The sequence below is a fragment of the Amycolatopsis sp. NPDC051372 genome, from assembly GCF_040682095.1.
Taxonomy (GTDB): Bacteria; Actinomycetota; Actinomycetes; order Mycobacteriales; family Pseudonocardiaceae; genus Amycolatopsis.
This window is the reverse complement of record NZ_JBFBAF010000004.1, coordinates 16,207-42,147: the sequence shown is the minus strand read 5'-3', so window position 1 is coordinate 42,147 and position 25,941 is coordinate 16,207. Positions and strand designations below refer to the sequence as shown.

Sequence of the window (25,941 nt, the reverse complement as noted above, 5' to 3'; positions counted from 1 at the left end):
CGAAGGGCGGGGGCCGGCCGCCTTCACGTGACGGGATTCGCCTACGCGCCTAACGTGGTCGGTGGTGCCGTCGAGGGGGAGAGCCGTGGCTGACCTGGAAACCTTCACACAGATGTTCGCGCCCGAGTACAAAGCGGACCCGTACCCGTTGTACCGCAAGTGGCGTGAGGCCGAGCCCGTCGCCGAGATCGCGCCGGGGTTCCTCGTGGTGAGCGGCCTGGCGGAGGCGACGGAGGTCGTGCGTGATCCCGCGTTCGGGCACCCGCGGCCCGAGGTCCTCGACCCGGCCACCCGCCACCCGGACGACTTGGTCGATGCCGAGGGCCGCCCGGTGGTGTCGTTCCTCGGTCTCAACCCGCCGGACCACACGCGCCTGCGCCGGCTCGTGTCGAAGGCCTTCACGCCGCGGATGGTCGAGCGCCTGCGCCCGCGCGTCGAGGACATCACCGCGCGCCTGATCTCCGACCTGATCGACGCCGGTTCGGCCGACCTGATGACCGCGCTGGCCGCGCCGCTGCCGGTCGAGGTCATCAGCGAGATGCTCGGCGTCCCGATGGCCGACCGGTCGCGCTTCGCCGAGTGGTCGCACGCGCTGGCCCGCGCCCTCGACCCGGCGTTCCTCGTCGCCGACTCCGTGCTCGAAGAAGCGGGCGACGCCGGCCGCGAGTTCAACGCCTACTTCCGCGAACTGGCCGCCGAACGCCGCCGCAACCCCGGTGAAGACCTCCTGTCGGACCTCGTCGCCGTCACCGATCAGGGCGACAAGCTCACCGAGGCCGAGCTCCTGGTCACGCTCACCCTCCTGCTCGTCGCCGGGCACGAGACCACCACCAACCTCATCGGCAACGGCGTCCTCGCCCTGCTCGGCACCGACGCCGGCCTCCGCTCCCTCGGCGACGACGGCGCCCTCGCGCCCAATGCCGTCGAAGAAGTCCTGCGCCACGACTCCCCGGTGCAGCTCACCAGCCGCGTCGCGCTGAAGCCCACGCGCATCGGCACCACCGACGTCGCCCCCGGCGCCCAGGCGATCGTCCTCATCGGCGCCGCAAACCGCGATCCCGCCACCCACCCGGACCCGGACACCTTCGATCCCACCCGCGAGCCCTCCCGCCACCTCGCCTTCGGCCAGGGCATCCACTTCTGCCTCGGCTCACCCCTGGCCCGCCTCGAAGGCCAGACCGCCCTGCGCGAACTGGCCGTCCGCACCCCGGCGCTGCACCTGGCCGGCCCCCCGACCTGGAACCCGACCATCACCATGCGCGGCCTGTCCCAACTCCCGGTGGCGATCGGCTGACGCCGTGACCTGCTGTTCGGGACACCCGTCCCATCAAGCAGCCGACGGACGCGCCGGCACCGCACGCGCCGGCCCCAGCCGCGGCGCCAGCAAGTGGAACCGCGTACAAACCCACCCCGTCCGTGTCCGCTCGAACCGCGCCGCCAAAGCGAGCACCCGAGGCCCATTCCGAATGGTCGTCGCGGCCTCCAGCGCAAGATCCGTCGGGTGGCACAGGTGCAGCGTCCCGACCCGATGCCGCGTGCTCGGCAGGCGGCTGTGCGTCAGAAGCCGCGCGAACAAGGCCGGGTCGACGAGGTTCTGCACCTGCGCCGCGGCGCGGCGGCCGCCGAGGACTTCGAGGATGGCGTTGAGGCGGCCGGTCAGCTGGCGTTCGCTCGGGGGTCCCAGGAGCTGCACCACGTTGTGGCCCGCGGGTGGCAGGTCGCGGACCGGCGGGCGATGCCGCGTGACGTGGCGGACAGTGCGGGGCCGGGCGGCGGGCTCGCTGCCCGCGAGGCCCCGGAGGCGGTGGGTCGTCATGTGTTCCTCCCCTGAAACGCGGACGATCCGCTGCAGGTAGTGCCCGGACAAAGCCGAAACCGGGACTGCCTGCGCCTGATCCGGCGAAATCCGCGAAACCGCCCATTCCGATCTGCAAGATGCGCTACGCCCGTTGCCGCGCACGCGGATCGCTAGGGTGAGCCCGTGCTCAAAGGCTTGCTGGTCGACTACGCCGGCGTCCTCACCGACCCCGACGCCCACCTGCTCTACGACTACCTGCGCGCCATCCGCTCCGGCGGCACGCGCACCGGCCTGGTCTCCAACGCGCCCGGCGCCACGTCGGCCGTCCGCCACCAGCTGGGCGACTACTTCGACACGCTGGTCTTCTCCGGCGAGGTCGGCGTGGCCAAACCCGACCGCGAGATCTACCTCGTGGCCGCCGAACGCCTCGGCCTCGCCGCCGCCACCTGCGCGTTCGTGGACGACGCGGCCCGCAACGTCCGCGGCGCCGCCGAGGCTGGCATGGTCGCCATCCACCACGTCACGATGGAGGGCACCCTCGAAGAGCTGGCCGCTCTCTTCAGCTAGTCCGTCGCACCAGCTCGAACGACAGCACCGCGGCCGCCGCCGAGACGTTGAGGGACTCGACGTCGCCGGGCATCGGGATGGAGACCCACTCGGTCACCAGCTCGGCCACGGCCGCGCCCACGCCTTCCGTCTCCCCGCCCAGGACGAACGCCGCCCGCTGGGGGAGCGAAACGTCGAACACCGTCGACTTGCCCGATGCACTCAGTGCGTACAGGCCATAGCCGGCGTCCGTCAGCATTTCCGCCGCGTCACGGGCGCTGCCGCACCGCAGCACCGGCGCGCGGAACGCCACGCCGGCCGAAGCCTTGACCACCATCGGGTCCAACGCGGCCACGCCCCGCCTCGGCACGATCACGCCTTCCAGACCGGCGGCGGTTGCCGTGCGCAGGATCATGCCGACGTTCGCCGGCGTCGTGATGCCGTCGAGCAGCAGGACTCGCGAGGGCGGGCGGCGGTCGTCGAGCGCGGCGGCGAGCGAGCGCATCCGCGGCGCGACGACGTCGGCCAGCACACCCTGGTCCTGCTTGCCGTTGCCGGCCAGCACCTTCACGCGGTGGGCGCTCGCGCGCTGCACCGGCACCCCGGCGTCCTTCGCGGCGCGCTGGATCTCCGCGGCGGCCGGGCCGCGGGCGGTGTCGGCGAGGATGACCTTGTCCACCTGCAGCCCGTCGTCGGCCAGCGCTTCGAGCACCGGCTTGCGCCCGTAGACGGTCAGGAACCGGTCCTTCGGAGAAACCTCCGCCTCATCACCCACGCCGGTCAGTCTCGCACTGTGTAAGGATCGGCCCATGCCCGACCGCCTGTCCGCGCTCGACGCCTCGTTCCTGTACGTCGAGGACCACGCGACCCCGATGCACGTCGGCGGCGTGGCGATCTTCGAGCGGCCACGCGGTGGGCTCGACTACGCGCAGGTGCTCGACCTCGTCGGCTCGCGCCTGCCGTTCCTGCCTCGCTACCGCCAGCGCGTGCTCGACGTTCCCGGGCACCTCGCCCGGCCCGTGTGGGTGGACGACGTCGACTTCGACCTCAACTACCACGTCCGCCGCTCCGCGCTGCCCCAGCCGGGCACCGACGAGCAGCTGTTCGACCTGGTCGCGCGCCTGATGTCGCGCCGGCTCGCACCCGAACGCCCGCTGTGGGAGGCCTACTTCGTCGAGGGTCTCGCCGGCGACCGCGTGGCGCTGGTGACGAAGACGCACCAGTCCGTTGTGGACGGTATCGGCACCATCGACCTCGGCCAGCTCATCCTCGACGACGCCCCGGCGCCGCCCGAGCCGTACGAGGACACCTGGACGCCGCGGCGCGAACCGAGCCGCGCGCAGCTGGTGTTCGACGCCGTGAGCGAGGCCGTGCAACGCCCGGGTGAGCTGGTGGAGAACGTCCGCTCTGCCGCCAACGACGCGCTGACGTCGGTCGGCAAGGTCGCCGAGACGCTGGGCGATGTGGCGTCGACGCTGCGCACGGTCGTCAACCCGGCACCGCAAGGCCCGCTCAACGTGCGCGTGTCCGGCGGCCGGCTGTTCTCCGTGGTGCGCACGCGGCTGGAGGACTTCCGCAAGATCCGCGCGGAGCACGGCGGGACCGTCAACGACGTGATCCTCACCGCGATCACCGGCGCGCTGCGCGAGTGGCTCCTGTCGCGCGGGGTGAACCTCACGTCCACGGCCACCGTGCGCGCGCTGGTGCCCCTGGCCGTGCGCGACGAGGACACGGCCGAGTACTCCACGCCGGCGCTCGTCGGCAACCAGGTGGCGGCCTACCTCGTCGACCTGCCGGTGGGCGAGCCGAACCCCGTGCTGCGGCTGCAGCACGTCGGCCACGCGATGACCGAGCACCTCGACTCCGGCCGTTCCGTCGCCGCGCGCGGGCTGCTGAAGGTGAGCGGCTTCGCCCCGGCGACGCTGCATTCGCTCGGCGCGCGGGCCGGCGGTTCGCTGTCGGGCCGGATTTTCAACATCATGATCACCAACTCGCCGGGGCCGCAGGAACCGGTGTACGCGGGTGAGGCGAAACTGATCGAGATGTTCCCGGTGATGCCGCTGATGCGCACCCAGGCGCTGGCGATCGGGGTCACGTCCTACCACGGCGGTGTCTACTTCGGACTCAACGGCGACCGCAAGGCCGCGTTCGACGTCGACCTCCTCGGCGGGATGATCGAAGAAGCGTTGGAAGAGCTGAAGGGGGCGCACTGGTGAGGGTCTACATTCCGGCGACGATCGCGATGCTCCGCGAACTCGAGTCGAACGGCGAGTTCCGGGCCCGCAGCGGCACGGCGTTCGCGCTGACGCCCGGGCTGCGCGAGGCGTACGTGAGCGGCTCCGACGAAGAGCTGGAGTACGCCGCGTTGCTGGACGCCGCACGTGCGTCACTGCGCCTGATCAACGCGGAGGAAAAGGGCGAGCCCCGCCGCGCCGTCGTCTCGGCCGACGTGGACAACGTGACATTGCGCGCGGACCTCGACGCCGCCGTCGTCCGCCTCGACGGCCCCGTCGCGCTCAGCCGGATCGCCGCGATCCACGTGGACTCCGCCGAAGCCGCCGACGCCGTCTCCGCGGCCGCCGCCGTGATCGACGCCGCCGATCTGGGCGACGAGGACGCCGAGTTCGTGCTGGGTGATGCGGAGGACCATGAGCTGGCTTGGTATGCGCCGCAGGAGCTGCCGTTCTTGCTGGAGCTGATGTAGTCCCCGTTTTTGTCGGACCCGGCTGGCAGAGTTCGGTCTCGTGACGGAACTCGACTTCTGGCAGCTCATCGACCCCTCCCGCACCGACGTGGCCGCCCGCGCCGGCGAGCTGCTCGCGGCCCGCCCGCGCGCGGAAATCGTTGCCGCGCACGGGGTTTTGGGCGGACTCCTCACGGAGTCCTACCGCAGCCCCCTGTGGGCCGCCGCGTACCTCATCAACGGCGGCTGCTCCGACGACGGCTTCGACTACTTCCGCGGCTGGCTCCTCACCCAGGGCCGCGAGGTCTTCACCCGCGCCCTCGCCGACCCCGACTCGCTGGCCGACGTGCCGGCCGTCCGCGCCGCCGCCGCTGAGGGCGAGGAGCTGGAGTGCGAAGAGATCCTGTACTTCACTTCGGCGGCCTATCTCGCCGCTACCGGGGAACCACTTCCGGAGGACTCGCCCGTTGCGCTGCCGCCGCTGGACCCGGACTTCGACGTCGAAGATCCGGATTCGGCTCGGGAACGGTTACCGCGGTTGTCTGCGCTGTTCGCCGCCTGAGCCGGGGTTAACGGTGGTCGAGACCGTCGATCATCAACCCCACCGTGAAGTCGAACCGGTCGTGGCCCTCGCCGGCCGTGAGTGCCGTGGCGTGGCGCGTCGTGTGCGGGAAGGTCTCGGCGGGCAGGGCGGTGAGGCGGCGGCGGAGTTCGTCGCGGTCGAGGACCCAGGCGGTGTCGTCGAGGGTTGAGCGCCGGCGGGCGATGGAGAGCTCCAGGCAGTAGGACGCGACGTACAGCAGGAGCGCGTCGATGGCCCACGCGGCGGTCTGCGGCGCGACGCCGCCCGTGAGCAGGATCGCGAGCATGCCTTCGTTGACGCGCACGGCTTCCAGGTCGGTGGGGACCATGGCGAACGCGGCGCTGGAAATGCCGGGGTAGCGCAGGTACTGGTCGCGCAGCTGCTCGCACACGTCGCGGATCTGGTCGCGCCACTCCTCGGTGGAAGGCGAAGGCAGCGCGAGCTCGGAGCACAGCCGTCCGATGAGCAGCTCGCCGAGGTCGGCCTTGTTGACCACGTGGTTGTAGAGCGACGCGGGTCCGGTGTCGAGGGCGTCGGCCAGGCGCCGCATGGTCAGGGCCTCGTAGCCCTCCCGGGCGATCACCTCCAGGGCCGTGTCGATGACCTGCTCCACGATCGGGGGCTTGCGACGGCGCCGCGGTCGGGTGTCGGCCTGGAGGTTCGGCGGCTGGTGGCGCGCCGCGCGTCGCTCTCGCGGGTTCACGGGAACCACCCTAGCTTGACACGAACAACGTTCGTAAATAGAACATTGTTCGTGTCTGACGAACGCTTAGACGTGACCGTGGTCGGTGCCGGCCCGGTGGGCCTGGTGCTCGCCGCCGAGCTGGCCTTGTCCGGCGTGAAAGTGCAGGTACTGGAGCGGCTGACCGAGCCGGACCAGGCGGTGAAGGCCGGCGCGATCAACGTGCCGACGGCCGAGGCCCTCGACCGCCGCGGCCTGCTGCCGGCGGCCGAGCAGGTGCAGCGGGAGCTGCTCGGGCAGGTGGGGTCGTTCGCGCGCCTGGTCGGGAAACGGGAAGGCCCGCGGTTCACCGGCCACTTCGCGGGCCTGGTGCTCGACGCCGGCCTTGTCGACTGGTCCGATCCCGACCTCGCCGCCCACACCGCCGTCGACGGCGCACGGCTGGTGCCGCAGCGCGAGCTGGAGGCGCTGCTGGCCGAGCACGTCGCGCGGCTCGGCGTGCCGGTGCGGCGCGGGGTGGAGGTCACGTCGCTCGAAGACACCGGCGACGGCGTGCTCGTCGACACCACGGCCGGCCCGGTGCGCACGGCGTGGCTGGTCGGCTGCGACGGCGGGCACAGCGCCGTCCGTCGCTTCTCCGGCATCGACTTCCCCGGCACCGCCCCCGAGCTCACCGGGCGCCTGGCCGTCGCCGACATCGCCGACCCGGAGAAGCTCGCCGACAGCTGGGCATGGTCGGCCGCGGGCGCCTACCGCTGCGGCCCGCAGCCCGGCCGCGTGACCACCGTCGAGTTCGACGGCGGCCCTGCCGACCGCGCGGCGCCCGTCACCCTGGAGGAGGTGCAGAGCAGCCTGCGCCGCGTCTCCGGCACCGACGTCACCCTCACCGCCCTGCATGGCACGGCCACCCGCTGGACCGACAACACCCGCCAGGCCGCCACCTACCGCTCGGGCCGAGTCTTCCTCGCCGGCGATGCCGCCCACGTCCACCCGCCGTTCGGCGGCCAGGGCCTCAATCTCGGCGTCGGCGACGCGATGAACCTGGGCTGGAAACTGGGCGCCGTGATCGCCGGCTGGGCTCCCGACGGCCTTCTGGCCACCTACGACGCCGAACGCCGCCCCCTCGGCGCCTGGGTCCTGGACTGGACGCGCGCCCAGATCGGCGTCCTGCGCGGCGACCCCAAGTCGGCCGCGCTGCGCACCGTCGTGGCCGACCTGCTCGCCACCTCCGACGGCGCCACCCACGCCGTCAAGAAGATCTCCGGCGTCACCCAGCGTCTCGACCTGCCCGGCGACCACCCGTTGATCGGCCGCTTCGTCCCGGACGTGTGGCTGTCCGACGGCTCCCGCCTCGCCGACCACACCCACTCGGGCGGGTTCGTCCTGCTCGACCGCACTCCCGACGGCGCTTTCGCGTCTCTCGCCGCCCCGTGGTCCACCCGCGTCACCACCGTCCCCGACGCCCTCACGACCCCAATCGGCCTCCTGCTCCGCCCGGACGGCATAGTCGCCTGGGCCACGGACACCCCCGACCCCGCCGATCTCGCGACGGTCCTGCACCAGTGGGCCGGCGCGCACTCACCCGAACCCGCGCAGGTGGGCTGAACCACCGCCGGTGTCAGCCACCGATCAGCGTGCCGACCTGGTCCGCCGCCGGGGCCGTGACGTTCACCGGTGAGCCCCACGCCGAGTAGCGCGCCGTGATGCTGGCGCTGCCCTGGCCGCCGGAGCCGCGCAGGACGGGGGACAGGTCGAGGACCAGCTGCAGCGGCCGGTTGTCCTCGTCGAGCCACAGGTCGAGGGGAACCTTCGTGCCACCGAGCTGCGCGTCCGCCGGCAGGCCCGCGGGCAGCTCGGCGCCGAGGTGGGCCAGGTCGACGTCGACGCGGTAGTGGGAGGCGTCCGTGCCGTCGAGGGTGGTCGTGTCGCCGGCAGTGAGGGTGCCGGCGGTGCGGACCTGTTCGAGCGTGTGCACGGGGTCGTTCTGCTCGGCGAGCTGCGCGAGGCTGCCGCCGAGAACCTGGGAAAACGGGTCGCTGCCATCGGGCGAGACCTTCACCCACGGTTTGCGGCCGGTCACCTGGTCGAGGGCGCTCGGGGGGACCTTCGCGTACAGCGTCTGCGCGACCAGGCGTAGCTCCAGCGGCTCGCCGACGTAGTCCGTGGTCATCTGCAGCGCCGTCCCGCCGGGGCCGAACACGGCCTCACCCTGGCCGTGGGACACGAGGGCGCCCGCGGCGACGTCGGTGGTGAACTTCGCGGAGTGACCGGCGTTCGTCGCCGCGACGGCCGCGTCGGCCAGGGCGCGGGCGTCGGAGAACCGCTCGGGCGAAGCCGAACACCCGCCGATCACGAGCAGCGCGGCGCACGCCAAAGCCGTCCTGCGCATCCGGAAACCCCGTCCTGACCGGCGGAAAGAGACCCTACAAAAGCACAGACGGCTCCGAAGACCCGTTCGGGGGAAGTGGAATTGCCCGTAGTAACGCGAAGTGCGCCCCGACGGTTGTCGAGGCGCCCTTCGGGTCAAGCAGCGAGCGGTCAGCCGCCCATCTTCTTGATCAGCTCGCCCATGTCGGCGACCTGGTCGGCCGGCGGAGCGGCAATGGTTACCGGGACGCCCCAGTCGCTGTACTTGACGACGAACTTGCCGGTGCCGGCAGAGGCGGCGTTACCGCCCATCTCCTTGACCATTTCGCTCTCGTCCATGCTGATTTGGAGCGGCAGCTGGTCCTTGTCGACCCAGAGCTCCATCGGAATCCGGATGTTCTTGCCCTGCGCCGCTTCCTTCACCTTCGCCTTGGTCTCCTCAGGCAAAGCCTTCAGCAACTTGTCGAGAGCCTTGACCATGTCAATGTCGATCTTGTAGTGGTTGACCTTCTGGCCGTTGAGCTCGGTCTGGTCGGAGCTCACGATCTTGCCGGCTTCCGAGAGCTGGTCGAGCAGCTGGGTCGGGTCGCTCTGCTGACCCGCCTGCGCCATGCTCCCGGCGAGCGCCTTCGAGATCGGGTCGTCGCCATCCGGCGAGATCTTCAGCCACGGCTTGTCGGTGCCGAGCTGAGTGGCCTGGTCGGCGGGGATCTTCAAGAACGTCGCGTTGTCGACCAAGATCATCTCGGTCTGTTCGCCATCGGCGTCGACCGTCATGTGAAAGGTCGTGCCCTGTGCTCCATACGCAGCTTCACCCTGCGCGGTGATGGTCTTGCCGTCTGCCGTCATCTCCATCGACATCTTCGACGACTTCGACTTCTGCGTGCCCTGCTTCGACGCCGCCGCCAGCTCGATCACGTTCGAGAACGGCGCGGCCAGCCCCAGCTCCGGCTTCGCCCCCGCCGGCCCGGCGGCGCCGTTTTCAGCCTTCGAACCACAGCCGGTCAGCACGAGCGCCAGCGCGGCACCCGCGGCGACGACGAAAGTGGTTTTGCGCATGCAATCCCCCTAGGAAGGTCATTACTCCACCCGCAGTATCGCTGGATCGGGGCAACGGTTACGCCCTTTCGATCACGATTTGGGTACTCGATCACCCGTTGTGTCGTCCACCTGCGGAGTAATCATGGGACGCGCGGTGACGGCCGTAGGTTCCGGCCGCTTTCAGCGGGTCGCGACCGGCAGCTCCTCCAGCCCGTGCATCAGCGTCGAGAACCGCCACCGCGCTGGATCGGCACCGTCGGCGAGCCGAAGCGCGGGGAACCGTTCGATGAGCGCGCCGAGCGCGATCGCTCCCTCCAACCGGGCGAGCGGCGCGCCGAGACAGTGGTGGATGCCGTGCCCGAACGCCAGGTGCCCGCCGGCCGGTCGGGTCACGTCGAGCTCATCGGGATCCGCGAACCGCTCGCCGTCGCGGTTCGCGGAAAGCAGCGACACGGAGAGGAACTCGTTCGCCGGGATCTCGACGCCACCGACCGTGATCGGGGCGGTGGTGAACCGCGTGGTCGCGATGTGCACCGGTCCGTCGTAGCGCAGGAGCTCCTCGACGGCATTCGGCACGAGCGACGGGTCGGCCCGCAGAGCCGCGAGCTGCGCGGGGGCACGCAGCAGCGCGAGCGTGCCGTTGGCGATGAGGCTGACCGTGGTGTCGTGCCCGGCGATCACGAGCAGTTCGGCCATGGCGACGAGCTCCTGCTCCGACAGGCGGTCGCCGCTGTCGGTCACGGCGACCAGGTCGGACAGCAAGTCCTCGGCCGGCTCGGCCCGCTTGGCGGTGACGAGTTCACGCAGGTAGGCCAGGAACAGCTCGGACGCCTCGACGAGCCGCTGATCACCGGCCGACGTGATCACCTCGACCCACGAGCCGAACTTCTCGCGGTCGGTTTCGGGCACCCCCAGCAGCTCGCAGATGACGATCATCGGCAGCGGCGCGGCGAAGCTCGCGACCAGGTCGACCCGATCCTGCCCGGCCATCGCGTCGAGCAGCTCGGCGGTCACACTCTCGATCCGCGGCCGCAGGCGCGCGATCGCGCGGGTCGTGAACACCTTCGCGACGAGCCGCCGCAGCCGCGTGTGGTCCGGCGGGTCGCTGTTGAGCATGTGGACTTCGAGCAGCCGGAAGGCGGGCGACAGCACCGCGAACGACGGGCCGTGTCGCTCGGCGATGATCTGGGCGCGCCTGCCCTCGTCCTTGTGGACGTCCGGGCTGGTCAGGACCTGTTTGACGTCCTCATACCTGGTGACGAGCCACGACCGCATTCCCCGCGGTGTCTGCACCAGCCGGACGGATGCTTCGATCCGCAGCTTCGCTTCGATCTCGTGGGGATTCTGGACGTACTCGATGTCGAGGGGGTAGGCCTCGGGGTCGGTCGGCACGGGCGGCGGCTCCTTGTGGTGGGGATTCCCACCCCATCGGCTCCGCGCGCGGTTGCCAACCTCCGGCCGCCGTCAGCGCCCGTTTTCCCGTGATCAAGAGTCACTCCGCGCCACCCGCGCGTGAAACGAGCAGCCGACGCAGCGAGGCCAGCCGCTCAGCGCTCGCGCGGCCTTCGGTGACGACGGCGTCGAGCGCGCAGTTCGGGTCCTCCGGCGGGCCGAGGTGACCGCAGTTCGTGGGGCATTCCTCGGCGGCCTCGGCGAACTCCTCGAAGGCGTTCACGATGTCGTCGGCGGTCACGTGTGCCAGCCCGAACGACCGCACGCCCGGCGTGTCGATCACCCAGCCGCGGCCCGCGAGGGGCAGCGGCAGCGCGACGGCCGCCACGGACGTGTGGCGTCCCTTGCCGACGGAGCTGACGACGCCCGTGGCGAGCTCGGCGTCGGGCACCAGGCGGTTGACCAACGTTGACTTGCCGACGCCGGAGTGCCCGACCAACGCGGACACGCGGCCTTCGAGGCGCTCGGCCAGGCCTTCGGGCTTCTCGTCGTGGCGCGTGACGATGGCCGGCACGTCGAGGCCCGCGTAGCTCGCGAGCAGCTCGTCGGGGCTGGCCAGGTCGGCTTTCGTGAGGCAGAGGACGGGCTCGAGCCCGCCCGCGTAGCAGGCGACCAGGCAACGGTCGATGAATCCGGTCCGCGGCGGGGGATCGGCGAGTGACGTGACGATCAGCAGCTGGGCGGCGTTCGCGACGACCACGCGCTCGTACGGGTCGGTGTCGTCGGCGGTCCGGCGCAGCACGCTGGTGCGCTCGTCGACGCGGACGATGCGCGCGAGTGTGTCCGGCAGCCCCGAGACGTCGCCGACGAGGGCGACCATGTCGCCGACGACCACGGAGACGCGCCCCATCTCGCGGGCGCGCATGGCCGTGACCACGCGTTCGGGGTCGGCGTTCACGGCGCACGTCCAGCGGCCGCGGTCCTTGCCGATCACCATGGCGGTGACGGCGTCGGCGTGCTCGGGCCGGCGTTTGGTCCGGGGCCTGGTGCCCTTGCCGGGGCGAACCCGCACGTCGGATTCGTCCAGCTTGCTCCAGTCGCCTCGCGCCAAACCGCCCACCGTCCTCCCGCTCGTCCTGCCTGGTCGAAATGATCCCATGCCGGTCGCGCCCGGCCCGGCCTGCGTGTAACGATGGCGTCTTGAGAGGTGTGAGGAGGCTGGCATGTGCGGCCGTTACGCGGCGACGAAGGACCCGGCGAAGCTGATCGACGAGTTCGCGGCGGTCGATTTGACCGAGGGTGCCGCGCGCGAGGACTACAACGTCGCGCCGACCAAGAACGTCGTCACCGTGGTCCAGCGCCACCCCCGCGACGCCGAGGGGCAGGTGCTCGAGGACGAGCCCGCCGAGCGGTCGCTGCGGATCATGAAGTGGGGCCTCGTGCCGTTCTGGGCGAAGGACCCCTCGGTCGGCTCGCGCATGATCAACACACGCGCCGAGACGGCGGCTGAAAAGCCCGCCTTCAAACGCGCTTTGAAGTCGCGCCGCTGCCTGGTCCCGGCCGACGGCTGGTTCGAATGGCGCCGCGCGGGCAAGGAGAAGGAGCCGTTCTACATGACGGATCCTTCCGGCTCGTCGCTCGCGTTCGGCGGGATCTGGGAGAGCTGGCGCCCGAAGGACGGCTCGTCCGACGAGCAGCCCTTGATCACGTTCTCCATCATCACGACCGACGCCGAGGGCCAGCTGCGGGGCATCCACGACCGCATGCCGCTGGTCGTCCCGCGCGAGCACTGGGACGGCTGGCTCGACCCGGACCAGTCCTCCGTGGACGGTCTCCTCGTGCCCACGCCGCCGGACTTCGTCGAGTCGCTCGAGCTGCGACCGATTTCCACGCTGGTCAACAACGTCCGCAACAACGGCCCCCAACTGCTCACGCGCGCCGAGCCCGCCGCCTCGGAAACCCTGTTCGACGCGCCATGACCACCCTCGAGATCGACACCCCCCACGGCCCCGCGCGCGCCGAGCTCCACTGCGCCAAGGACGGCGCCGCCGCGCTCCTGCTCGGCCACGGCGCGGGTGGGGGGATCGGGGCCAAGGACCTGGTGGCGGTCGCGCAGGCCGCGAAGGCGGCCGGGGTGCACGTGGCTTTGGTGGAGCAGCCGTACCGGGTGGCGGGGCGCCGGGCGCCCGCACCGGCGAAGCAGCTGGACACGGCTTGGCTGGCTGTGGCGGACGAGTTGTCGGCGCACCTCGACGACCTGCCGTTGGTCTTCGGTGGCCGTTCCTCGGGCGCGCGGGTGGCCTGCCGGACTGCTTCGGCCGGTCAGGCTGTGGCGGTGTTGTGCCTGGCTTTTCCCGAGCACCCGCCGGGCCGGCCGGAGAAGACGCGGCAGCCGGAGCTCGATGCGGTGGAGGTGCCGACCCTGGTGGTGCAGGGCGAGCGGGATCCGTTCGGCCGTCCTTCGGCGGGGCCGCACCACGAGGTGGTGATGGTCTCGGGGGACCACACGCTGTCGGCTGACTTGGACGCGGTGTCGCGCGCGGCGGCGGAGTGGCTGGGGCGGGTGCTGAGGCCGCACCTCTGAGTGGTCAGGCGCCCTCGGTCCAGAACTGGTTGACGCGCGCGATCGCTTCCTCGCGGCTCATCGCGGCGACCTCGGCGTCGGGGATACCGACCTGGTGGATCAGCGTGTGGACGACCTGTGCCGGCACGCCGGCCTCGGCCACCGGACGCGCGATGGACCGTTCCGGGACCACATCGTCCTGCACGCACGCCCAGTACTCGGCTTCGGTCACGCAGAGCTGGTGACGCAGGATCGCGCGCCACATCTGCGGTCCGTAGGTCGACCGGTTCGGCCGACGGGAAATCCTCGTCCGCAGCACGCGCCCGTCGGACAGGTGCAGCTCGTAGGTCACGTGGTGCGTGACGGAGCGCTCCCGCGCATCCCGCACGAGTTGCCATCCCTCGGCTCGGCAGAACGCGTCGTGATCCGCCCGGGTCGGTGCCGGCCACGTCATCGGCCGCTGTTCACCAGCCAAGTCTGCAGGTCCGCGTCGCTGCTGAGCTCGATCAGCTGGACCAGGCTCCAGTTGTCCCGGTGGGTCGGCGCGTCGCGCAGGTGGTCCTGCCAGTCGTCCGCGTACTCCCGCAGCGCCCCCACCATGTCGGCGACGGCGTCGTCGAAGGTCTCGGCATCGGCCGCCACCGTGTCGTTGTCGCGGCGCATCGTGGCCACGCGGCCCTGCGCCTGGTTGCCCACAGACTTCCCCCAGGTGTGGACAACCAGGCGTTCACGACTCGTCAGCCGGCGATCGAAGCCACCACAGCCCCCGTCAACCGCACCAGATCCCCAGGCGCCAGCTCCACCTCGAGCCCCCGCCGCCCAGCCGAGCAGTAGACCGTCGCAAACCCCGAAGCCGACTCGTCCACCACCACCGGCAGACGGCTCCGGTGCCCCAGCGGCGAAATCCCCCCGAGCACATACCCGGTAGCTCGCTGGGCAGCCGCCGGATCCGCCATCCGCGCCTTCTTGCCCCCGGCCGCGGCGGCCAGCGCCTTGAGGTCCAGAGACCCCGTCACCGGCACCACGCCCACCGTCAGCTTGCCGTCGACGTCCGCCACCAGCGTCTTGAAGACGCGCGCCGCCTCCAGGCCCAGGGCCTCGACGGCCTCCAGGCCGTACGACTCGGCGCGCGGGTCGTGGTCGTACGAATGCAACGTGTGCGCCACCTTGTGTTTCGTGAGCAGTGCCGTCGCCGGTGTTCCCTTGCCCGCCATGGGATCGGAGTCTACGAAGGGGCCGGGAATGGAAGGCCGCCACGTTCTGTTGAAAGAGACGTGACCACGACGCTTACCACTGCCCGCCCTCGTAGGCGCAGCACCGAGCCGGGCCTTCCGAGCCCCCGCGTAAACTCGGCGTTGCCGTATGCGCAGAAGCGCATCGACGCCGAACGGGAAGGGAACGGTTTGCCGAGCACCCCTAACACCGCGCCGGAGACGGCGGCCGACGAGCTGGAGCTGGCGGAGCGCTTCGAACGCGACGCGATGCCCCTGCTCGATCAGCTGTACTCGGCCGCGATGCGGATGACGCGGAACCCCTCCGACGCCGAGGACCTGGTCCAGGAGACCTTCCTCAAGGCATACGCGGCGTTCGCCTCCTTCAAGGCCGGCACGAACCTCAAGGCGTGGATGTACCGCATCCTCACCAACACCTACATCAACGGCTACCGCAAGCGTCAGCGGCAGCCGGTGCAGCAGCCGACCGAGGAGATCACCGACTGGCAGATCGCCAAGGCGGAGAGCCACACCTCCAGCGGGCTGCGCTCGGCTGAGGTCGAGGCGATGGACAACCTGCCCGACACCGACGTGAAGGGCGCGCTGCAGAAGCTGCCCGAAGAGTTCCGGCTTGCCGTCTACCTGGCGGACGTCGAGGGCTTCGCGTACAAGGAGATCGCCGAGATCATGGACACGCCCATCGGCACCGTGATGTCCCGTCTGCACCGCGGTCGCGCCCAGCTGCGCGACCTGCTGGCCGACGTCGCGCGCGAGCGCGGCTTCATCCGCGGTGACCGCGAGGAGGTGGCGAAGCGATGAGCACGGGTGACGCGCCGGGGACCGAGGACAAGGTCCGCTGCGAAGAGGCGCTTTCGGAGATCTACCTGCTCCTCGACAAGGAGTGCAGCCCCCTGCGCGACGCCGAGCTGCGGCGCCACATCGAGGACTGCCCGCCGTGCCTCGAGGAGTACGGCATCGACGAGCAGATCAAGGAGCTGCTGCATCGCAAGTGCGGCGGTGACTTGGCGCCGGCGGAGCTGAAGAGCCGCCTGCGCGCCTCGATCCGCCAGACCGTGGCCACCCGCGGCGGCGTGACGGTCGAGCGCACCGAGATCACCGTCGAGCAGCGCACCGGCGAGTAACCCACGCTCTGAACACGACGACGGCCCCCGTACCAGCTGGTGCGGGGGCCGTGTCGCGTCCGGACGCCGGAATCAGGCGTTGGGCTTCTTGCCGTGGTTCGCGCCGTTCTTCTTGCGGTCGCGACGCTTGCGGGCGCGCTTCGACATGCTTCACTCCTCGTATTCACGCGGGATGGCCCGGGTGCGGGGTGCCGAAGCACCTGCCGGGCTCGGGTCAACCGCTCCAGTGTGTCATGCGTGCCCCGGCTCACCTGCGGCGCCCGTGCTGATCGGCGCCCGCTCTGGTTTGATGGGCGGATGACCGGAGGAACCGCGCACCACGCACTCGTGGTCGCCGAGTAGCTCGTGTCCACCCTTTCCGACCTGCTCGCCGAGAACACCGGCCTCCCCGGTGAGGCGGCCGACCATCTGCAGACCGTCGTCGCGGAGTGGCAGCTGCTGGCCGATCTGTCGTTCGCCGATTTCCTGCTCTGGGTCCCCGTCGCGAAGGATCTGCAGCCCGAGGGCGGCGATTTCGTGTGCGTCGCGCACGCCCGGCCCACCACGGCACCCACCGCGCACCCCGAGGACGTCGTCGGCACGCGGTTCACCGTCGCCGAGCACCCGGAGCTGGCGAAGGCCGTCCGCGAGCGGACGATCGGCCGCGAGGAAGACCCGCACTGGTACCGCGACCTGCCGATGCGCCGCGAAGCCGTGCCGGTGAGCTTCGGCGGCGACGTGATCGCAGTGCTCAGCCGCGAGACGAACCTGGCCGCGCCGCGCGTGCCGAGCCCGCTGGAGATCGCATACCTGGGCAGCGCGGGCGACCTGTGCCAGATGATCGTCGACGGCACGTTCCCGCCCCCGGGCGGCAACCAGGCCGACACGCACACCAGCCCCCGCGTCGGCGACGGCCTCATCCGGCTCGACCCGAGCGGCACCGTCGTGTTCGCCAGCCCCAACGGCCTGTCCGCCTACCACCGCATGGGCCACGAGTCCGACCTGGTGGGGCAGCGGCTGGCGCCGTTGACGCGTTCGCTGATCCGCGACCCGTTCGACGCCACCGAGGTCTCGCACCGCATCATCGAGGCTCTCGACGGCAAGCCCTCCACCCGCACGGAGGCCGATTCCCGCCGCGGCGCCGTGGTGCTGTTCCGCGCGCTGCCGCTGCGCCCGTCGGGGCAAGCGGCCGGCGCGCTCGTGCTGGTCCGCGACGTCACCGAGGTCAAGCGCCGCGACCGCGCCCTGCTGTCCAAGGACGCGACGATCCGCGAGATCCACCACCGCGTGAAGAACAACCTGCAGACCGTCGCGGCGCTGCTGCGGCTGCAGTCGCGTCGCACCACGAGCGAAGAGGCCCGCCTCGCGCTCGGCGAGTCCGTGCGGCGCGTTTCGTCGATCGCGATGGTCCACGAGGCACTGTCGATCTCCGTCGACGAGCGCGTGGACCTCGACAAGCTGCTCGACAACGTCCTGCCGATGGTCGGCGAGGTCGCCACCGCGGAGTCGCAGGTGGGGCTCACGCGCAAGGGCTCATTCGGCATCGTCATCGCCGAGATCGCGACGCCGCTGGTCATGGTGCTGACGGAGCTCGTGCAGAACGCCATCGAGCACGCGTTCCCGCAGGGCCGCCCGGGCAAGGTCGAGATCATCGTCGAACGCTCAGCGCGCTGGCTGGACGTCCTCATCCGCGACAACGGCCGCGGCCTGCCTTCGGGCTTCTCGCTGGAACGCAGCGACGGTCTCGGCCTGCAGATTGTGCGCACGCTGGTGGAGTCGGAACTGCGTGGGTCCCTGTCGCTGCGCAAGGTGCGCACGGACTCCACCGGCGCGCGCGTGCCGGGCACCGAGGCCGCGCTGCGCATCCCGCTCTCCCGCCGGCTCTAACGCCAGTATTCGACGCGCTGCCCGTCGGTGTCGGCCACGAAGACGACCGCGTCGGCGCCGTCGATCTGAGCTGGGCTCAGCGGGAGGTGGCCGGGCAGGATCGGCTCGCCCGTGCCGGTCGACGCGGGCAGCGCGCCGCGCAAAGCCTGCGCCGGGAACAACGTGCGACGGGTGGTGGCCTCGGCCAGTTCGCCCTGGAGCGTGCCGGGTTCCGCGTCGGGGTTGGCGTCGGTGGCGACGAAGACGTAGCGCTCGCCCAGCGTCAGCGCGACTAGCGCGCCCGCGCTGCCCCACGTCGCCTCCTCCGGGCCCATCCGCAGGGTGGACGGCACGCGCTGCAGGTGCACGTTGTGCGCGAACACCAGGCTCGGCCCGCGGTCGCGCTCCTGCGAGAGCATCGCGAGCAGGTTGTCGGCCATCATCTCGGCGCGCAGGCTGAGCAGGGTCCCGAACCGATCGGGCGCGGCGAAGGCCATCGCCGCGTGATAGCGGAGCAGGCCCACGGCGGTGCGTGCGTACGCGGCGGCGAGCGTGTAGGCGGCGGGATCGGCGGGCTGGAGCACGGGCGCCGCGCGGTGGAGCGCGCTCGCGAGGTCGTCGGCGACGATGCGCAACGCGCGGGCGCGGTCGGAGCCGCCGATCGACGCGGCCGCGTCGTACATGGCCTGTTCGTTCGTCCAGTCGTCGTCTTCGCCGAGCAACGCGTCCAGGTCGTGACTCGAGGCCGGCCGCAACGCAGTGGGCAGGTAGTCGATCACGGTGGTCAACGCGCGCCGCGGGCTCGGCGCGGAAGTGGTCTCCGTCGGCGCGTCGAAGCCGTGGAATCGCACCTGATCCTCGGGCGCGCGGCCGGCGTTGTGCGCGCGCAGCCACTCGACGAGCTCTCGGTTGCCCGGCACGCGACCGAACCAGTGGCTGAAGCCGGTTTTCAGCACCTCGTCGAGGTCACCGGCGCCGCCGGTCACGTAGTCGTTGACGATGGACGCGGCAAAAGCGTCGATCTCCAGCGAGATCGACCGGTAGCCCCGCTCGACGAGGTGGGCAAGAAGTTCGTTGCGCAGCAAGGGAAACGCTCGGATCCCGTGCGTCGGCTCGCCGAGGGCGAGCAACGCGGGCCGGGCCTCGGCGAGCAGCTCGTCGACGGCGCGGCCCAGGCTCGCCGCGTCGCCGATCTCGCGGCCGACCCCGTGCAGGGTGGTGGCAGTGGACATGGAAAACCCCTTCCAGAGAAACCTGTCCTCGACCGTATCGTTGAAGAATCACGTGAGACTTCGATGCGAACCACCTGCAGTTCAAGACCGAAAGCTTCAAACGGAGGTTCACCCTGCGGCCCATCGACCTCGCGCGGGAGCACGGGTTGTCCGCCCAAGCCGTCCGCAACTACGACGACGCCGGCGTGCTCCCGTCGACCGAACGCAGCGACACCGGCTACCGCCGCTACACACCGCTGCACGCGCAGGCCCTGCGCGTCTTCCTCGCGTTGCGCGCGGGCCACGGGCACCGGCCGGCAGTGGAGATCATGCGCTCGATCCACCGCGGTGACACCGAATCCGCGTACCGGCTCATCGATGCCGCGCACGTCGCTCTGCTCGCCGAACGCGACACCCGCGCGGAGGTCGCGGCGGCCCTGGGCACCTTGTCCACGGCACCGGCACCGTTTCGCGGCCCGCCGCTGACCGTCGGCGAGCTCGCGCGACGGCTCGACGTGCACCCGGCGACGCTGCGCGCCTGGGAAACCGAGGGCATCCTGCGTCCTGAACGAGATCGGGCCACCGGTTATCGCGAATACGGCCCGGACTGCGTGCGCGACGCCGAGATCGCCCGGCAGCTGCGCCGTGGCGGTTACCTGCTGCGCCAGGTCGCGCAGTTCCTCGAGTCGCTGCGCGAGGCGGGCGGGGCCGACGCGTTGAGCGCCTTCCTCGACGCCTGGCAGCACCGGCTCACCGCGCGCAGCCGCGCCCTGCTCGCCGGCGCCGCCCAGCTCGACGCCTACCTCACCTTGCGCGATTCGGTCACACCTGGCTGAGCTCGACCACCGGGAACTCGACGCGTTCCGGAGCGCGCCCGGCCTGCAGCATCCACGCCTCCCCGGTGCCCTCACCCGCGGCGACCGTCGCGACCGCCGACGCGATTTCCGCCGGAGAAGCCACGGCCAAGCCGTTCGCCACGAGCGTGTCCTTGAGCCCGCCGATCATCCGCGTCTCCACGAACCCCGGGCACACGGCGTTGAGCGTGATCCCCGAATCGGCACAGGCCGGGGCCAGCGACCGCACCAGGCCGATGATCGCGTGCTTGCTCGCCGAGTACACCGGGTCGAACGTGGCCGGCGAGATGCCGGCAAGGCTGGACGTCACCACGATCGCGCCACCGCCATGAGCCCGCAGCGCCGGGACGGCGGCGCGCAGGCCGAACATCGTGCCGTCGACGTTCACCGCCAACGTGCGGCGATAACGCTCCAGGTCGAAGTCGTCGAGGCCGCCCGCGCCGCCGGTGCCGGCGTTGAGGTGCACGACGTCGAGCCCGCCGTACTCGGCCACCGCCGCGGCCACGGCGGCTTCGTTGTCCTCGGGCCGCGTGACGTCGGTGCGCACGAACAGGCCCCCGACCTCGGCGGCGACCTCCGCGCCCGCAGCCTCGTCGACGTCGGCCACCACCACCCGCGCGCCCTCGGCCGCGAAGTGCCGTGCCACGGCGGCGCCGATGCCGCTCGAACCCCCGGTGATCAGAACGACGGTCATGCAGGCGATTCCTCTCCGACTTCGGCCGCGATGGCGGCGGCGACACTCTTGCGACGGGCGTAGACCCGCGTGGCGACCTCGAGCGCGAGGTACACGGCCACGTACTGCAGCCCGCTGATCAACGGCACCCGGTCCACGGGCAGCGTGTAGGCCAGCACCACGCGCACCCCGGCGTCGAGCACGAGCACCACGCCCCACATCGCGGTGGTCACGCGCAGCACGTGGCGGTAGGTGGGCGAGCCGAGCCAGTTGCGCTCCATGCGGTCGCGCGCTTCCTGGCCGAGGAACGACCGCAGCACCTGGTACAGGAACGGCGTCCGCAGCAGCGTCGCCAGCATCCAGAGCCCGGCGGCCGCGGTCATCCAGCCGTCCTTGGCCAGCAGGAAGCGCGGGCTGCCGGACAGGAACGACGTCGCGACGCTCAGCACCAGGATGCTCAACGTGAACACCGCGAGCGTGTCCACGCGCCGCTTCCTGACCACCGTCTGCACGGCGCGCACGGCCGGTGGGACGACGCCCGCCAGCAGCGCCAGCCACTGGTTGACGCCCAGTGCGCGCAGGCCGTAGAAGAGCGCGGCCGGGGCGACGAGGTTGATGGCGAGGTTGACGATCAGCTCCCGGCGCAGTTCCGGGGGAGTGGTGGGCTTTTCGGGAGGGGCGAGCGTGGTCATCACCGGACCTCGATCCGCTGACGGTCGCGGTGGCGCCAGGTCTTGGCGAGCACGGCGACGGTGACGGCGGCCAGGACGACCAGCGCGAGCCAGCCGATCCAGCTGCCGGTCTCGGCGAAGGCGCTGCCGAGCGCGGGATCGAGTACGCGCGCCTCGAGGAACAGATACGCGAGCGGTCCCGTCGCCGCGAGGACGAGCACGGTGCCGGCGACGGCCGTCGCGAGCGTCCAGCGGCCCAGCCGCAGGTTCGCCACCGCCAGTGCGAGCGAAAGCACCAGCACGACAACGAAGAACGGCACCCAGAACCCCCACAACGTGGGGTCGAGCACCGGCACCCGCGCGCCGGACGCCGTGGTCACGAGCATGGCCGAACGCTGCACGAACAGCGCAACCACCAGCAGCACCGCGAGCACGATGCCGCTGCCGACCTCGTTCCACGTGGTGGTCGCCGTGGCGTCGGAGAACGGGAGCTGGTCGGGTTTCCAGTCCTCGTCGGGTTCCCCGGGACCGCGCTCGCTGCCGAACCGATCGACGAGTACATAAAGGACAGTGATCCCGGCGAGCAGGTACACCGCGACGTTCAACGTGGCACCCAGCGGCGAAAAGATCGCCGCCCCCACGTTTTCGCCGCGCACCCAGTGCCCGATCCCGTTCACGACGTAGGCGATGGGCAGGACGGTCGCGCTCAGCAGGCGCACCGCCTTGGCGTAGGACGGGTAGGTCGCCGGCCCGATCAGCACGGTCGCCTTGTCGGCGTACCGCGTCGCCAGCTGCGCCGGGTCGCCGAGCTCTGCCAGCGCGGCGTACTCGGCCTGGCCCGGGCTCTCCCCGAGCGAGATTCGTGCGTCGACGTCGTCTGCGATCGCGGCCCGCAGCTCGCGGTCGATCTCGCCGCGGTGCTTGCCCGAGACGTGGCGCACGGTGGCGGCCACGTATCGGTCGGTGAGTGTGGTGCTCATGGTTGTTCCCCCAGTTCGGTGTCTTCTTCGGTCTTCGTCTCCGGACCCGCTTCGGCGTCCAGCAGGCTCAGTGCGGTGTCGATGGCGCGCCACTCCTTCTGCAGCTCCTGCGCGAGCCGCAACCCGTCGCGGCTGGTGCGGTAGAACTTCCGCGGCCGGGTGCCCGAGGTGTCCCACTCGCTGGTCAGCAGCCCTTGACCCTCCAGGCGGCGCAACAGCGGGTACAGCGTGTTGGCCGGCGCGGGCACCCCCGCGCGCTCCAGTGCATCGAGCAGTCCGTAGCCGTACCCGGGCTTCTGCAGCGCCAGCAGGCTCGCCAGCACGACCGTCCCCCGCCACAGCTCCTGCCGATGCGCGTCCAGCAAGTCGGTGTCTTTCACGCTCACCACGATAGTGTGTGAGACACAGTATCGTCAAATGGCAATGCTGTGCGAGGTGCCAGGGTGTGCGAGAGAGGGGGCCGCGCGGGCTGGGATCGCGTCTCGTTCAGGAGTCGTTCAGCAAACGTTCAACCGGCGAGGTGCCGCTCATCGGGAGCGCGGGCGGCGAGCGGGCTCCCGCCGGCGGCAGGGGAGCGTCGAACGCGAAAGATCTTCTACCCCAGGGGGATCGGCCGCGAGGGTCAGTCCACAACGGACGGCCGGCGGGCGACGGGTTCGGCGGCGCCGAAGAGGGCGCGGCCGGAAGAGCCCCGGACACGCCGAAGGGCCGGTACCGAACGAATCGGTACCGGCCCTCACGACGTTCCGCGGGAGGACTTGTTCAGTCCTGGTGAGGTGCAGTGCACCCGGGTGCGGGTGGTTTCACCTCAGTTGTTACGCTTAAACCGGATGGGTATCGCCCCAAGTCGCAGGCGGAGGGGACACAAGATGCCCCCTGCGACTTTCCAGTTCAGGGTTGGTGCTTCTGAGCCTTCAAGGCTCAGGCGATGGTACGCGTGCCGATCTGCGTACGGCGGCGCTTGAGCGCGCGTCGCTCGTCCTCGCTCATGCCGCCCCACACGCCGGCGTCCTGGCCGCTGGCAAGAGCCCAGGCCAGGCAGTCGGAAGCGACGGTGCAGCGGTGGCACACGGCCTTCGCCTCGGAGACCTGCAGCAGAGCCGGACCGCTGGTTCCCACCGGGAAGAACAGCTCGGGGTCCTCGTCTCGGCAGGACGCGTCGTGGCGCCAGTCCATGTTCGTGAGCTCCTTCATAGTGGCGCGGGAGAGCCGCGCCACAGTCGTCATGGCGGTCGTGTTTTTGGGTGCTTGTGAATGCTTTCACGAAGCACCGCGTTCGACAAGGGTTTCCCGAAGATCGGTGAGTCAGCTCACCCGGCCGAGCGACGCCTCTGACCTGCGGTTTCTGTCCGAAACAGACCGCCCGGCGGAAGCACGATGCGGTGAGCGGAGGTTCTGTGTCGACGAGCGGCAAGATGCACTTTGCCGCAGGCGATCAGTGGTCGCACCGTCACACGATTACTGTGAGTGCATCCCGCACGCTGTGGAATTCCACTCGCGTCCGCTGCCCGACGAGGTCCCCGTCGACCTGGAAGTTCACCGGTTCAGCTGCGTCGATGCGGATCATTGGCACGTCGTCGCGGCGCATCAGGTGACGCCCGTGCTGGTCGCTCTTCGTGAGCAAAGCTTGGCGTACATGTGTGAACACGGTGGGCAACCGCAGACCGTTCAACGCGAACAGGCCCAATCCCGTCTCGAACGAGCAACTCGAGTTGAGGTGGACGGCGCGATCACCGAGGTAGGTCCACGGATCGGTGTTGGACACGAACGCGGTCACCACCTCGGCGGGTTCCTCGCCCGGGATCCGCACGGTCAGGGTGGGCCGGCCCATCGGCGGCCGGAAGTAGGAGCCCACTGATGCGCGTAGATAGAGCGCGGCGCTCGTTTCCTTGCCGCGCCGCTTCGCCACGCGGCCCACCACGTCGGCGTCCCAGCCGAGCCCGGCGTTGAAGGTGAACCAGTGCCCGTCGGCGAGCCCGAGCCCGATGCGGCGGCGCCGGTCGTTCTCCAGGGCGTTCAGCAGCTGGTGCGTGGCTTCGACGGGATCCACGGGAAGGCCGAGGGCGCGCGCGAACACATTCGCCGAGCCGCCGGGCACCACGCCGAGCATCGGGACGCACCCGAGCTCGCCCGGGTCGCCGGTGGAGTCCGCGAGGAGACCGTTGACGACCTCGTTGACCGTGCCGTCGCCGCCGTGGGCCACGACCAGGTCGAAACCGTCGCGGGCCGCCGAGCGCGCCACGGCCATCGCGTGGCCGCGGTAGTCCGTCTCGACGACGTCGAGCTTCACCTGGCTGGCCAGCGCGTGCGCCAGCACATCCCGGCCACCGGCGGTGGTCGAGGTGGCCTGGGGGTTCACGACGAGGATGGCGCGCACTTCCCCACCGTAGGTGACGTTCGCCCGCGTGGAGAACCTTCGACGGCACAAGGTGACGCGAAGCTCAACGCGGGGAACGGCGCTCCGGATGCACAGGAGGAATGCGCCAGTACTGCCTCCGGTGACCCTGTGGCGGGCGATCCTCCCTTGCGTACGGCGAACATCCGCTCGTCGTGACAAGTGCACCCGGGCCGACCGCCCGCTCATCGACGACAACCCCGATTTTCACGTGCCCGGCGCCCCGCGAAAACGGCCGACCGGGTGGCATACGATCGAAACTGCTCACCCACCGTGACCCGCGCAGGTCTGGTCGCTGTGCTCCCGCAAAGCAGCTTGGAAGGCCGCACCCGTGTCGCTCGACGAGAACCAGCCGCCAACCCCGTTCGAGGTCCGGCTGGCCGGGATCCTCACCGCGCTGCCCGGTCTCGGGCTCCTGGTGCTGGGCGTCGTGATCCTCGTGCGCGGCCTGCAGGAACCTTCGCAGCCGGGCAACAACATCTGGGCCGAGTTCGGCACCTACGCGGTGCTGGCGATCGCGTTCCTGGCCGCCTCGGCGGGGCTGGTCCTCGGCCGGCAGTGGGCGCGCTCGCCCGGTGTCGTGGTCGCGCTGCTGCTCATGGGCGTCGGCTGGTACGTGCTCGGCCCGTCCGGCCAGCCGGCCTGGGGCGTGCCGATCGGCGTGTGCGGCCTCGCGGCGCTCGTGCTGCTCTTCCGCCGCCCGGCCCGCGCGTGGGCGCTCGGCCTGCGCGAAGGCGAGACGGAGGAAGAAGCAGCCGAACGCGGTGGCCTCGCCGGGCGTCGCGAGGAACGCGAGCGCCACGAGAAGGACTGAACCTCAGGCGTCCGCGGCCAGCGCCTTCAGCGGCGCGTCCGTGAGCCGGTAGGTGGTCCACTCGTCCTGCGGCAGGGCGCCCAGCGCCCGGTAGAACCCCACGGCCGGGTTCCAGTTCAGCACCGCCCATTCGAGCCGCTCGTAACCCTGCTCCACACATTCTGCGGCCAGCGCTGCCAGCAGCGCCTTGCCGAGCCCTGAGCCGCGCAGCTCCTGGCGGACGTACAGGTCTTCCAGGTAGATGCCGTGCACGCCGCGCCAGGTGGAGAAGCTCAGGAACCACAGCGTGAACCCGGCGACGCGGCCGTCGACCTCCGCCACATGGCCGAACAACGCCGGCGCGGGACCGAACAACGCCTTGTGCAGCTGCGGCGCTTCCAGGTGGCACTCTTCGGGCATGCGCTCGAACTCGGCCAGCGCGTAGACCAGTTCGACGACGGCGTCGACGTCTTGGTGGCGGATCCGCCGCACTCTCGGGTCGGACACGCGG

At 70.9% G+C, this 25,941-nt stretch carries 31 protein-coding genes; 13 read left to right on the top strand and 18 right to left on the bottom strand.

Going from position 1 to position 25,941, the window contains the following annotated elements; genetic code table 11:
- Positions 1 to 85: 85 nt before the first annotated feature.
- Positions 86 to 1,294 carry a cytochrome P450 gene (locus AB0M56_RS07655; RefSeq protein WP_364172089.1) on the top strand — a complete coding sequence of 403 codons (1,209 nt, stop codon included), beginning with the start codon at positions 86 to 88 and terminating at the stop codon, positions 1,292 to 1,294.
- A gap of 33 nt (positions 1,295 to 1,327) precedes the next feature.
- Here the strand turns inward: AB0M56_RS07655 and AB0M56_RS07650 are convergent, their stop codons facing one another.
- On the bottom strand, positions 1,328 to 1,816 hold the full coding sequence (locus AB0M56_RS07650; protein WP_364172087.1) for an Rv3235 family protein: 489 nt from the start codon (positions 1,814 to 1,816) through the stop codon (positions 1,328 to 1,330).
- Positions 1,817 to 1,981: 165 nt separating this feature from the next.
- Between AB0M56_RS07650 and AB0M56_RS07645 the strand changes: the two genes are divergently transcribed.
- Positions 1,982 to 2,365 carry an HAD-IA family hydrolase gene (locus AB0M56_RS07645; protein WP_364172085.1) on the top strand — a complete coding sequence of 128 codons (384 nt, stop codon included), beginning with the start codon at positions 1,982 to 1,984 and terminating at the stop codon, positions 2,363 to 2,365.
- Here AB0M56_RS07645 and AB0M56_RS07640 read toward each other — a convergent pair.
- Positions 2,358 to 3,119: an RNA methyltransferase gene (locus AB0M56_RS07640; RefSeq protein WP_364172084.1), complete on the bottom strand. Its 762-nt coding sequence runs from the start codon at positions 3,117 to 3,119 to the stop codon at positions 2,358 to 2,360. The two genes, AB0M56_RS07645 and AB0M56_RS07640, sit on opposite strands and share 8 nt — an antisense overlap.
- A gap of 34 nt (positions 3,120 to 3,153) precedes the next feature.
- Between AB0M56_RS07640 and AB0M56_RS07635 the strand changes: the two genes are divergently transcribed.
- From AB0M56_RS07635 to AB0M56_RS07625, 3 genes are read left to right on the top strand one after another with little or no spacing between them, the layout of a single operon-like run.
- Positions 3,154 to 4,560 (top strand): wax ester/triacylglycerol synthase family O-acyltransferase, encoded by a 1,407-nt coding sequence (locus tag AB0M56_RS07635; protein ID WP_364172082.1) that lies wholly within the window; start codon positions 3,154 to 3,156, stop codon positions 4,558 to 4,560.
- Entirely contained in the window at positions 4,557 to 5,048 is a 492-nt protein-coding gene (locus AB0M56_RS07630) for a hypothetical protein (RefSeq protein ID WP_220244028.1), read from the top strand. Before AB0M56_RS07635 ends, AB0M56_RS07630 begins: the two co-directional genes overlap by 4 nt.
- A gap of 40 nt (positions 5,049 to 5,088) precedes the next feature.
- Positions 5,089 to 5,589, top strand: a complete 501-nt coding sequence (locus AB0M56_RS07625) for a DUF4240 domain-containing protein (protein WP_364172080.1) — start codon at positions 5,089 to 5,091, stop codon at positions 5,587 to 5,589.
- 7 nt (positions 5,590 to 5,596) lie between these two features.
- Here AB0M56_RS07625 and AB0M56_RS07620 read toward each other — a convergent pair whose 3' ends face one another.
- On the bottom strand, positions 5,597 to 6,313 hold the full coding sequence (locus AB0M56_RS07620) for a TetR/AcrR family transcriptional regulator C-terminal domain-containing protein (RefSeq protein ID WP_364172078.1): 717 nt from the start codon (positions 6,311 to 6,313) through the stop codon (positions 5,597 to 5,599).
- Positions 6,314 to 6,364: 51 nt separating this feature from the next.
- Between AB0M56_RS07620 and AB0M56_RS07615 the strand changes: the two genes are divergently transcribed.
- Positions 6,365 to 7,897, top strand: a complete 1,533-nt coding sequence (locus AB0M56_RS07615) for an FAD-dependent monooxygenase (protein WP_364172076.1) — start codon at positions 6,365 to 6,367, stop codon at positions 7,895 to 7,897.
- A 13-nt stretch (positions 7,898 to 7,910) separates the two neighbouring features.
- Here the strand turns inward: AB0M56_RS07615 and AB0M56_RS07610 are convergent, their stop codons facing one another.
- From AB0M56_RS07610 to rsgA, 4 genes are all read right to left on the bottom strand, one after another.
- The gene (locus tag AB0M56_RS07610; RefSeq protein ID WP_364172074.1) at positions 7,911 to 8,681 is read right to left on the bottom strand and encodes a hypothetical protein; all 771 of its coding nucleotides are present in this window, start codon (positions 8,679 to 8,681) and stop codon (positions 7,911 to 7,913) included.
- A gap of 149 nt (positions 8,682 to 8,830) precedes the next feature.
- Positions 8,831 to 9,670 (bottom strand): hypothetical protein, encoded by an 840-nt coding sequence (locus tag AB0M56_RS07605; protein WP_364172072.1) that lies wholly within the window; start codon positions 9,668 to 9,670, stop codon positions 8,831 to 8,833.
- A gap of 210 nt (positions 9,671 to 9,880) precedes the next feature.
- Positions 9,881 to 11,092 (bottom strand): cytochrome P450, encoded by a 1,212-nt coding sequence (locus tag AB0M56_RS07600; protein ID WP_364172070.1) that lies wholly within the window; start codon positions 11,090 to 11,092, stop codon positions 9,881 to 9,883.
- A 100-nt stretch (positions 11,093 to 11,192) separates the two neighbouring features.
- Positions 11,193 to 12,203 carry a ribosome small subunit-dependent GTPase A gene (gene rsgA, locus AB0M56_RS07595; RefSeq protein WP_364172068.1) on the bottom strand — a complete coding sequence of 337 codons (1,011 nt, stop codon included), beginning with the start codon at positions 12,201 to 12,203 and terminating at the stop codon, positions 11,193 to 11,195.
- 112 nt (positions 12,204 to 12,315) lie between these two features.
- On the opposite strand from rsgA, the gene AB0M56_RS07590 reads away from it, so the two are divergent.
- Both AB0M56_RS07590 and AB0M56_RS07585 read left to right on the top strand, forming a co-directional pair.
- Entirely contained in the window at positions 12,316 to 13,071 is a 756-nt protein-coding gene (locus AB0M56_RS07590; RefSeq protein WP_364172066.1) for an SOS response-associated peptidase, read from the top strand.
- Positions 13,068 to 13,676 carry an alpha/beta family hydrolase gene (locus AB0M56_RS07585; RefSeq protein WP_364172064.1) on the top strand — a complete coding sequence of 203 codons (609 nt, stop codon included), beginning with the start codon at positions 13,068 to 13,070 and terminating at the stop codon, positions 13,674 to 13,676. The genes AB0M56_RS07590 and AB0M56_RS07585 overlap by 4 nt, the downstream gene beginning before the upstream one ends.
- Before the next feature lie 4 nt (positions 13,677 to 13,680).
- On the opposite strand, the gene AB0M56_RS07580 is transcribed toward AB0M56_RS07585, so the two are convergent.
- The 3 genes from AB0M56_RS07580 to ybaK form a co-directional block, all read right to left on the bottom strand.
- On the bottom strand, positions 13,681 to 14,043 hold the full coding sequence (locus AB0M56_RS07580; protein ID WP_364172063.1) for a cytotoxic translational repressor of toxin-antitoxin stability system: 363 nt from the start codon (positions 14,041 to 14,043) through the stop codon (positions 13,681 to 13,683).
- Between the two features lie 62 nt (positions 14,044 to 14,105).
- Positions 14,106 to 14,351 (bottom strand): hypothetical protein, encoded by a 246-nt coding sequence (locus AB0M56_RS07575; protein ID WP_364172061.1) that lies wholly within the window; start codon positions 14,349 to 14,351, stop codon positions 14,106 to 14,108.
- A gap of 41 nt (positions 14,352 to 14,392) precedes the next feature.
- The gene (gene ybaK / locus AB0M56_RS07570; RefSeq protein WP_220244019.1) at positions 14,393 to 14,869 is read right to left on the bottom strand and encodes a Cys-tRNA(Pro) deacylase; all 477 of its coding nucleotides are present in this window, start codon (positions 14,867 to 14,869) and stop codon (positions 14,393 to 14,395) included.
- 189 nt (positions 14,870 to 15,058) lie between these two features.
- Between ybaK and AB0M56_RS07565 the strand changes: the two genes are divergently transcribed.
- The 3 genes from AB0M56_RS07565 (at position 15,059) to AB0M56_RS07555 (ending at position 17,874) form a co-directional block, all read left to right on the top strand.
- Complete coding sequence (locus tag AB0M56_RS07565) at positions 15,059 to 15,685, top strand: sigma-70 family RNA polymerase sigma factor (protein WP_364172059.1); 627 nt, start codon at positions 15,059 to 15,061, stop codon at positions 15,683 to 15,685.
- Complete coding sequence (gene rsrA / locus AB0M56_RS07560; protein ID WP_220244017.1) at positions 15,682 to 16,008, top strand: mycothiol system anti-sigma-R factor; 327 nt, start codon at positions 15,682 to 15,684, stop codon at positions 16,006 to 16,008. Before AB0M56_RS07565 ends, rsrA begins: the two co-directional genes overlap by 4 nt.
- A gap of 345 nt (positions 16,009 to 16,353) precedes the next feature.
- Positions 16,354 to 17,874, top strand: coding sequence for a histidine kinase N-terminal domain-containing protein (locus AB0M56_RS07555; protein ID WP_364172057.1), 1,521 nt, complete (start codon positions 16,354 to 16,356; stop codon positions 17,872 to 17,874).
- On the opposite strand, the gene AB0M56_RS07550 is transcribed toward AB0M56_RS07555, so the two are convergent.
- A complete protein-coding gene (locus AB0M56_RS07550) occupies positions 17,871 to 19,085 on the bottom strand; it encodes an erythromycin esterase family protein (RefSeq protein ID WP_364172055.1) in 1,215 nt (404 codons plus the stop codon). The two genes, AB0M56_RS07555 and AB0M56_RS07550, sit on opposite strands and share 4 nt — an antisense overlap.
- Positions 19,086 to 19,198: 113 nt before the next feature.
- Between AB0M56_RS07550 and AB0M56_RS07545 the strand changes: the two genes are divergently transcribed.
- The gene (locus tag AB0M56_RS07545; RefSeq protein ID WP_364172594.1) at positions 19,199 to 19,900 is read left to right on the top strand and encodes a MerR family transcriptional regulator; all 702 of its coding nucleotides are present in this window, start codon (positions 19,199 to 19,201) and stop codon (positions 19,898 to 19,900) included.
- Here AB0M56_RS07545 and AB0M56_RS07540 read toward each other — a convergent pair.
- The 6 genes from AB0M56_RS07540 to AB0M56_RS07515 all read right to left on the bottom strand — a co-directional run bounded on the left by AB0M56_RS07540 (position 19,887) and on the right by AB0M56_RS07515 (position 24,619).
- Positions 19,887 to 20,612 carry an SDR family oxidoreductase gene (locus AB0M56_RS07540; RefSeq protein ID WP_364172053.1) on the bottom strand — a complete coding sequence of 242 codons (726 nt, stop codon included), beginning with the start codon at positions 20,610 to 20,612 and terminating at the stop codon, positions 19,887 to 19,889. The two genes, AB0M56_RS07545 and AB0M56_RS07540, sit on opposite strands and share 14 nt — an antisense overlap.
- A complete protein-coding gene (locus AB0M56_RS07535) occupies positions 20,609 to 21,283 on the bottom strand; it encodes a VC0807 family protein (RefSeq protein ID WP_364172051.1) in 675 nt (224 codons plus the stop codon). The genes AB0M56_RS07540 and AB0M56_RS07535 overlap by 4 nt, the downstream gene beginning before the upstream one ends.
- Entirely contained in the window at positions 21,283 to 22,242 is a 960-nt protein-coding gene (locus AB0M56_RS07530; protein WP_364172049.1) for a permease prefix domain 1-containing protein, read from the bottom strand. The genes AB0M56_RS07535 and AB0M56_RS07530 overlap by 1 nt, the downstream gene beginning before the upstream one ends.
- Positions 22,239 to 22,622 carry a PadR family transcriptional regulator gene (locus tag AB0M56_RS07525; RefSeq protein WP_364172047.1) on the bottom strand — a complete coding sequence of 128 codons (384 nt, stop codon included), beginning with the start codon at positions 22,620 to 22,622 and terminating at the stop codon, positions 22,239 to 22,241. The genes AB0M56_RS07530 and AB0M56_RS07525 overlap by 4 nt, the downstream gene beginning before the upstream one ends.
- Before the next feature lie 541 nt (positions 22,623 to 23,163).
- Positions 23,164 to 23,418, bottom strand: coding sequence for a WhiB family transcriptional regulator (locus AB0M56_RS07520; RefSeq protein ID WP_220247091.1), 255 nt, complete (start codon positions 23,416 to 23,418; stop codon positions 23,164 to 23,166).
- A gap of 274 nt (positions 23,419 to 23,692) precedes the next feature.
- Positions 23,693 to 24,619, bottom strand: a complete 927-nt coding sequence (locus tag AB0M56_RS07515) for a diacylglycerol kinase family protein (RefSeq protein ID WP_364172045.1) — start codon at positions 24,617 to 24,619, stop codon at positions 23,693 to 23,695.
- A 349-nt stretch (positions 24,620 to 24,968) separates the two neighbouring features.
- Between AB0M56_RS07515 and AB0M56_RS07510 the strand changes: the two genes are divergently transcribed.
- Complete coding sequence (locus AB0M56_RS07510; protein WP_364172043.1) at positions 24,969 to 25,451, top strand: hypothetical protein; 483 nt, start codon at positions 24,969 to 24,971, stop codon at positions 25,449 to 25,451.
- Positions 25,452 to 25,454: 3 nt separating this feature from the next.
- Here the strand turns inward: AB0M56_RS07510 and AB0M56_RS07505 are convergent, their stop codons facing one another.
- Entirely contained in the window at positions 25,455 to 25,937 is a 483-nt protein-coding gene (locus AB0M56_RS07505) for a GNAT family N-acetyltransferase (RefSeq protein WP_364172041.1), read from the bottom strand.
- Between the last annotated feature and the right edge of the window lie 4 nt (positions 25,938 to 25,941).

What these genes read in the sequence shown, in the direction of transcription:
- AB0M56_RS07650 (WP_364172087.1), bottom strand. Translation starts at nt 1,816, where the DNA reads ATGACGACCCACCGCCTCCGGGGCCTCGCGGGCAGCGAGCCCGCCGCC.
- AB0M56_RS07635 (WP_364172082.1), top strand. Translation starts at nt 3,154, where the DNA reads ATGCCCGACCGCCTGTCCGCGCTCGACGCCTCGTTCCTGTACGTCGAG.
- AB0M56_RS07610 (WP_364172074.1), bottom strand. Translation starts at nt 8,681, where the DNA reads ATGCGCAGGACGGCTTTGGCGTGCGCCGCGCTGCTCGTGATCGGCGGG.
- AB0M56_RS07590 (WP_364172066.1), top strand. Translation starts at nt 12,316, where the DNA reads ATGTGCGGCCGTTACGCGGCGACGAAGGACCCGGCGAAGCTGATCGAC.
- AB0M56_RS07585 (WP_364172064.1), top strand. Translation starts at nt 13,068, where the DNA reads ATGACCACCCTCGAGATCGACACCCCCCACGGCCCCGCGCGCGCCGAG.
- ybaK (WP_220244019.1), bottom strand. Translation starts at nt 14,869, where the DNA reads ATGGCGGGCAAGGGAACACCGGCGACGGCACTGCTCACGAAACACAAG.
- rsrA (WP_220244017.1), top strand. Translation starts at nt 15,682, where the DNA reads ATGAGCACGGGTGACGCGCCGGGGACCGAGGACAAGGTCCGCTGCGAA.
- AB0M56_RS07550 (WP_364172055.1), bottom strand. Translation starts at nt 19,085, where the DNA reads ATGTCCACTGCCACCACCCTGCACGGGGTCGGCCGCGAGATCGGCGAC.
- AB0M56_RS07540 (WP_364172053.1), bottom strand. Translation starts at nt 20,612, where the DNA reads ATGACCGTCGTTCTGATCACCGGGGGTTCGAGCGGCATCGGCGCCGCC.
- AB0M56_RS07535 (WP_364172051.1), bottom strand. Translation starts at nt 21,283, where the DNA reads ATGACCACGCTCGCCCCTCCCGAAAAGCCCACCACTCCCCCGGAACTG.
- AB0M56_RS07530 (WP_364172049.1), bottom strand. Translation starts at nt 22,242, where the DNA reads ATGAGCACCACACTCACCGACCGATACGTGGCCGCCACCGTGCGCCAC.
- AB0M56_RS07520 (WP_220247091.1), bottom strand. Translation starts at nt 23,418, where the DNA reads ATGGACTGGCGCCACGACGCGTCCTGCCGAGACGAGGACCCCGAGCTG.